The organism is Methyloglobulus morosus KoM1, assembly GCF_000496735.2.
In the GTDB taxonomy this organism is placed as follows: Bacteria; Pseudomonadota; Gammaproteobacteria; order Methylococcales; family Methylomonadaceae; genus Methyloglobulus; species Methyloglobulus morosus.
In genome coordinates, this window is sequence record NZ_AYLO01000158.1 from 1 (window position 1) to 6,170 (window position 6,170).

At 45.7% G+C, this 6,170-nt stretch carries 8 protein-coding genes; 1 reads left to right on the forward strand and 7 read right to left on the reverse strand.

All coding sequences use genetic code 11. From position 1 onward, the window contains the following. Positions 1-353: 353 nt before the first annotated feature. Positions 354-857 carry a hypothetical protein gene (locus MGMO_RS17730; protein ID WP_023496462.1) on the forward strand — a complete coding sequence of 168 codons (504 nt, stop codon included), beginning with the start codon at positions 354-356 and terminating at the stop codon, positions 855-857. Between the two features lie 164 nt (positions 858-1,021). On the opposite strand, the gene ald is transcribed toward MGMO_RS17730, so the two are convergent. The 7 genes from ald to MGMO_RS17765 all read right to left on the reverse strand — a co-directional run. Next, entirely contained in the window at positions 1,022-2,140 is a 1,119-nt protein-coding gene (gene ald, locus MGMO_RS17735; protein WP_023496464.1) for an alanine dehydrogenase, read from the reverse strand. A 148-nt stretch (positions 2,141-2,288) separates the two neighbouring features. Next, entirely contained in the window at positions 2,289-2,489 is a 201-nt protein-coding gene (locus tag MGMO_RS19205; RefSeq protein ID WP_023496465.1) for a SlyX family protein, read from the reverse strand. A gap of 28 nt (positions 2,490-2,517) precedes the next feature. Continuing rightward, the gene (ccmI, locus tag MGMO_RS17745; protein WP_023496466.1) at positions 2,518-3,771 is read right to left on the reverse strand and encodes a c-type cytochrome biogenesis protein CcmI; all 1,254 of its coding nucleotides are present in this window, start codon (positions 3,769-3,771) and stop codon (positions 2,518-2,520) included. Positions 3,772-3,776: 5 nt separating this feature from the next. Further along, complete coding sequence (locus tag MGMO_RS17750) at positions 3,777-4,232, reverse strand: cytochrome c-type biogenesis protein (RefSeq protein ID WP_023496467.1); 456 nt, start codon at positions 4,230-4,232, stop codon at positions 3,777-3,779. Further along, entirely contained in the window at positions 4,232-4,762 is a 531-nt protein-coding gene (locus tag MGMO_RS17755; RefSeq protein ID WP_023496468.1) for a DsbE family thiol:disulfide interchange protein, read from the reverse strand. The genes MGMO_RS17750 and MGMO_RS17755 overlap by 1 nt, the downstream gene beginning before the upstream one ends. 49 nt (positions 4,763-4,811) lie before the next feature. Continuing rightward, positions 4,812-5,597, reverse strand: coding sequence for a retron system putative HNH endonuclease (locus MGMO_RS17760; protein WP_023496469.1), 786 nt, complete (start codon positions 5,595-5,597; stop codon positions 4,812-4,814). Beyond that, a partial coding sequence (locus MGMO_RS17765; protein WP_036308746.1) for an AAA family ATPase occupies positions 5,594-6,170 on the reverse strand: 577 nt, incomplete at its 5' end. The genes MGMO_RS17760 and MGMO_RS17765, both read right to left, overlap by 4 nt.

Here is a 6,170-nt window from a genome sequence, read left to right on the forward strand (position 1 = left end):
GTTGCCAGGCATGGAACCGGTTTGCCAGCCAGCCCGACACTATTAGAAATCTGTGTACCCGACAGTGGGCTTTATTAATATAAGAAACTATTGGCATTGGTATTACTTCACAGACAAGGAACTTAAATATTTTTATATTAGAACCAGTTTCAATGTTGTTTCGATTTTGACACGTCGGCTAATAACCAACAGGATTATCAAATAAATGCTGGATAAGCCATTATCCCTATAGTCGGTTGAGGTTCCTAATAAGCCTGTGGCGTTAGATAGGACCTTTAAAAAGCGCCAAAATTGCACATTAAACTAGCACTGCGATTTTGCTTTCTATTGTCGCTAACTGTTGGGAGATAAAAATGAAAGGCATTGAAGTCTTGGAAATTTTGAAACTCGGCCTTCCTGGGTTGGTATTCTTATTGTCATTGTTGTCATGTTGGCTGCTGGCGATAGAGCAAAAAAGGCCAGTCGCTCGCGAGGCCGTACTCAAAACCATCCGAAAATATATCTACATTAATGCGGCATTTGTTGCTTTAACAGTAGTAACCCCTATTGCGGAATCTAAAAATTCTGGCAAAACCCAAGAATTCGCCGTTAAGGCAACTACGCAAGCAGGCATTAAGAAAGGGGATGCCGCAGTCTGTAGCGGAACGAACTATGCGGAACGCTATTTACTCATCAGGAATCCAAAAAACTTAGGAAAACTGATACAGGTGCAGGCTAAGACTGTCATTCCATGCCTAGGTGATTCGGTCATTAAATTAAGCCCTGAGGATGCCGGACAACTGGGGTGGAATTTCGGAATTAATAGTGATGATGTTGTCGTTGCGGCGGCTATGTCGGGAACCATGTTCGTTATGTAAGAGGTGCCAAAATGTTTAAACCTATCTTTTTTATTTTACTTTTAGTGTTGTCCACACCGACAATGGCGGACTGTTCGTACAATGGAGGGGTATATCCTGAAGGAACCGTTATGGGGCCTTATGTTTGCGCAGGTAACCAATGGATAGGCAGGTAGTTGTCCCAACTATTTTTGGCCAGGAAGTACTTCTGTGGGTGGCATATACTTGAAACCAAATGTCTCAGCCACCCCTGGATGGGTGACTTGTCCACGATACGTGTTTAGCCCCAATTGCAATGCCGGATTTTCCGACAGCGCGCCAATGCCTTGGTCGGCCAATAAAAGGACATAATCGGTGGTTTGGTTATTGAGGGCAAATGTGCTGGTGCGCGGGACTGCGCCTGGCATATTGGCAACGCAGTAATGCACGATACTATCTATTTCAAATGTGGGATTGCTATGCGTGGTGGGGGTTGAAGTTTCCACGCAGCCACCCTGGTCGACGGCAACATCGACAATGACGGTACCTTTTCGCATCCTGGGCAACATATCACGGGTAACCAGCCAAGGTGCTTTGCCTCCTGGAATCAACACGGCACCGATCACCAGGTCCGCTCCGTAAACCGCTTCCTCAATCGTGTGTGCGTTGCTCTTTCGGGTTTGGATACGACCATTATAGAGGTCTTCAAAATACGCCAAGCGATCATAGTTGACATCCAAAACTGTCACTTGCGCACCCATCCCGACGGCTATGCGGGCAGCATTTGCCCCTACCGTACCGCCACCCAAAATAATCACATCGGCTGGGGCAACGCCAGGAACGCCTCCCATCAACACTCCCCGCCCACCCTGATTCTTCTGCAAGATAGTCGCACCGACCTGTGTTGCCATACGCCCGGCCACTTCGCTCATGGGCATCAACAGGGGCAATTGCCCTGCGTGGTTCTGCACGGTTTCGTAAGCGATTGCTGTTGTGCCGCTGGCAAGCAAGGCTTTGGTCAGCAGTTCATTGGAGGCAAGGTGCAAATAGGTGAACAGTATCATTTCCTGCCGCAAACAGGGATATTCTGAAGGTAATGGTTCTTTGACTTTCACAACCAAGGCCGCTGACCAAGCATCTTCTGCGTCAGCCACTATCTGGGCACCGACAGCGCGATATTCCTCATCGCTAATGAAACTGCCCTCCCCCGCGCCTGTTTCCACCCTGACCTGATGCCCCTTGGAAATCAGTATTTTTACTGCGCCCGGAGTCAAGCCGACCCGGAATTCGTTGTCTTTAATTTCTTTAGGCAATCCTATAATCACGGTCAATATCCAGTTAGGGTCTAGCGATAATATGCTTTAAGAATCCCTGATTAATTCCTGCGAATCCCAGGGCGAACGGTAAGCTGTAGATTCCATTGTAGCGAGCCGCCCGACGTATGGACGAAACCGACTTAATCAGGAAACTCCTTTAGTAGTGGGGTGGCTGTTCGTTGCCTTCATCATTATTTTCAAGCCGGAAACTATTCATACGTTCATGCAACAACTGGCATGTTTTTTCCAGAAGAAGAATTTGGTGCTGCTGTTGAGCGATTATTTTATTCAACTCTTGCAGCAAATCTTCCTGATAGGCGATTTTGATTTCCAGCTCAATAAGACGTTGTTCACTCATGCGTTGGGGAGTGCAATCAAGCACAACATTATTTAACCCATTCGTTAATGACTATTTTATGTACCGTGTGATCGGCAAGGTTTACCCCTTCAATCACACCGATCAGGTCTCCCGTTTGCGGCATAGCATCACCCGACTTGGAGATTCTTGCCAGTAGCCGGACTTGCTTAAAATGGGACAACTTCATATTAGGCATCATCGCCTGTGCATCTGTTAAGCTCACAGACAGTGGCAATTCGCCGGCTTTCTTGCGTATGATTGCCAGCGGCATCTTAGGCCCGGATAAGGCTTGGGCATAGATAAAGACGGAATCGTCAGGCTTAACGTCGGATTGTAATTCGGCAGCTAAACTAACCGCTACGTCAACAGAAACGACAGATGCCGTGGTAGGTTGTGGCGATGTTGCGGACGCGGCATGACCCAATTCGCTTTCTGTGTTCGCAATTAATTCATGGATTTGCTGTTTATCGCCAGATCCTTCGGGCAAAACGGTTTCCAATTTTCGTAAAAAGCCTATCGCCGTTTTCTTGTCCCCTTGCTGGGCGTTAGCCAATGCCGCAAACCATAATCCATTCAAATTTTCTGGTTCTATTGATAAGGCTTTTGTAACCAAATCTTTCGGTAAGCCTGCCCAGTCGCCGTTATTGGCAAGGGCAAGGACTTCAGCATAAGGCAGCATGACTTCGGGCTTATCGCCAGCCAATTGATAGGCATGGGTAAAAGCTTCAACGCCTTCTGGATAACGCTGGAGCATTTTGTAGGAACGTCCTAACATCAACCAACCTTCCAGGTTATTCGGTTCTGCCTTTAATTTATCGGCCAATTTTGCCACCATTTTATTGATGGCTTCTGGGCTGGGCATAGCGGCGTTTGCCTGATTCGCTTGTGCCGTTTGGTCAACCTGATTCGGTTCATTAATTCGGGTTATGGCTTGATAATCGCCCAACGTCCCATAAAGCGATGCGGATAATACGGGGATGGCAACAACCAGCACATAGGCTAGCCAACGCCCCTGCTTTTGGGAATGGGTGATCGGATTTTTGAGATCAAGGTCGTCGCTTAACGCCAGTTCAAGTTCGGCAACTTGTTCATCGTATTGGATTTGGCTTATCCCGCCAGCGGCTTTATTGGCTTTCAGTTCAACCAAGCGGTCTCGCGCAATCTTGATATTGCGCTGATCCAAATCATCATCTGCCACAGCACACTCTTGTTTGCGCCATAACGGCGGCACAATAATCAGCAAGGCAACCAGGATCATGGTGGCGGCAACCAGCCAAAACATAAGGTTCAAGATTGATCTCCATCACCCAGCAAGTGGCGGATTTTTTCCTGTTTGTCTTTATCGATTATTGTCGGCTCAGTTTTCTTTTTGCGGCGGATAATCCAACTTATCATGATGAGCCCCGTTAATAAGAAAGCTATCGGCCCCAGCCAAAGTAAGGCCGTTTTTGTTTTCAACGGGGGATTGTACAAGACAAAATCGCCGTAACGGTCGGTCATGAACAGAACAATCTCATCCTTGGATTTGCCTTGTTGCAGCATCTCATACACTTGCCTACGCAAATCGGCGGCAAGTTCGGCATTGGAATCGGCAATAGTCTGGTTCTGGCAGACCAGGCAACGCAGTTCGGAGATAATGAGTTCGTAAGCCTTTTGCTGCTCAGGATCAGCCAATTGATGGTCGTCAATCGCAAAACCTAGTGTGGAAACCAGGAACAATAAGACCAGCAGCCAATGTTTCATCAGGATTCCGCCTGCAATTTTGCAATCAAGGGAAGCAATTTATTTTGCAGGTCTTCCCCTGTCACCGGTCCGGTGTGCTTATAACGGACGACACCCTTCTTATCGATGACAAAGGTTTCCGGCACGCCATAAACGCCCCAGTCTATACCGATCCTGCCATCGGCATCCATCACGCTGTCGTTATACGGATTACCCAATGAGGCTAGCCAGTTCTTTGCGGCTTCGGGGTCATCTTTGTAATTCAAGCCCACAATAATAACCGCCTGTTGCTTTGCAAATTTGTTCAACACCGGATGTTCTTCACGACAAGACACACACCAGGAGGCCCAGACATTAAACAACCAAACCTTGCCTTTCAAATCGGCAGGCGATAGTTTCTCGTTGGGTGCAGTCAGTTTGGGGGCGGAAAATGCCGGGGCAGGTTTGTTGAGCAAAGGCGACGGAATTTCGCTGGGTTTGAGCTTTAACCCGACTGCCAAAAAAACAGCTAGTACGATGAACAAGATCAGTGGGATGATATATTTAAGCATTACTTATTAGTTGAGCGAGAAATACGCTTGTAGTTAGCATGTTAGATTTTCAACCTGAATATTGAATACTTTGTAAAAAATTTTCAGCACCCAGATAACTTCTAATCGTGGTAAAAAAAGCAGGCCAATACTGTTGTGCGTTTTTTCTTAGTTGGGCTTTTGTGACATTCGACATTGCCTGCTCGATGGATAAGCCGCGTGAAACTTCTTCTTGGATTTGCTCATTTAAAGCATCCATAGCTTTTTTCCTAAGCTCTTTTAATTTTTCTGAGTTTAAATTGAGTTTATCAGCAGCCAAGCAACCGTTAGCTTTGTCTATACTAACGTCGGCATTCCGGCAATTATCTTCAAGAACTGAAAAACTACCATCTCGTCGATTTGCTTTGAATAATATGGGAAATGGTGGGATTGTAAGTGGATTTAAAATTTCATCATCTAATATGAACTCGCCTTTCAGTGTATCAGAATGTCTCTGTGCATTTATCGATATATATCGTTCTTGGGCATCAGTAACGTATCTTTCTGAACCACCGTGGCAACACCCCAACATATTCCGCCAATCTAAGCCCCAGTTGCGGCTAGCACCACTTTTAACTATATCCGACTTAGGATGAAAGTGTTCAACACGAAAATCATCTTTGCCTATGCCAAACGCTTGTCTAGTCTCAATTTCACAATAGCAACAAAGATTGCCTTGATCTTGCCTTAATTGACTTTGTACGTCCCTATAACCTTGTTGACATTCATTTTTAAACTGTTCCCAATTTGCATCAGGGTTATTGCTTTGATATTGTGTGAGCAAATTTGGGATTTTTCCCTTTAAACAGGTTTTCATGACTTACGTTGATACTCCTTCATGCGAATATCAATATCTGCCTTTACCAGTTCCGGCTCGTGCCCACGACCCCAATCGTCAAGTTCTTGGCGCAGTGTTAATGCTTCTGAAGTATCCCATTTATCATCATCGACTAACTTAAGATATCTGTTCAATTTTTTTACAATTTCCAAATGTTGCGCCCGCAATTCAACACCGAAAACTTCCTTTAATATGCGCGATGCTTCAGCTCCTTGTGTTCCCTCCTCTTCAACCGACAAAACATGATTACCTTCCAGAATTCTAATCTGATGTCCCGGTACAGTTGAAATAACTTGTGGGCTATGGGTAGTGACAATAAACTGAATTTTAGGGAAGGCTTTGATTAAATTTCCCAATATCGTTTGTTGCCAAGCAGGATGCAAGTGCATATCGACTTCATCAATCATTACCACACCGTGGCTTTCTTCGGCTGCATTTAAACCTAAATGGGGGTTTAATTTGATACAACGATAAGCAATATCGCCGACCATCGCCAATACACCACGAATACCGTCACTCAATAACTCGACTTTTAATATTCCATGCTCATCA

Excerpts from the sequence above, each read along its gene's own strand:
- MGMO_RS17730 (WP_023496462.1), top strand. The coding sequence starts at position 354 with ATGAAAGGCATTGAAGTCTTGGAAATTTTGAAACTCGGCCTTCCTGGG.
- MGMO_RS19205 (WP_023496465.1), bottom strand. The coding sequence starts at position 2,489 with ATGAGTGAACAACGTCTTATTGAGCTGGAAATCAAAATCGCCTATCAG.
- ccmI (WP_023496466.1), bottom strand. The coding sequence starts at position 3,771 with ATGTTTTGGCTGGTTGCCGCCACCATGATCCTGGTTGCCTTGCTGATT.
- MGMO_RS17750 (WP_023496467.1), bottom strand. The coding sequence starts at position 4,232 with ATGAAACATTGGCTGCTGGTCTTATTGTTCCTGGTTTCCACACTAGGT.
- MGMO_RS17755 (WP_023496468.1), bottom strand. The coding sequence starts at position 4,762 with ATGCTTAAATATATCATCCCACTGATCTTGTTCATCGTACTAGCTGTT.
- MGMO_RS17760 (WP_023496469.1), bottom strand. The coding sequence starts at position 5,597 with ATGAAAACCTGTTTAAAGGGAAAAATCCCAAATTTGCTCACACAATAT.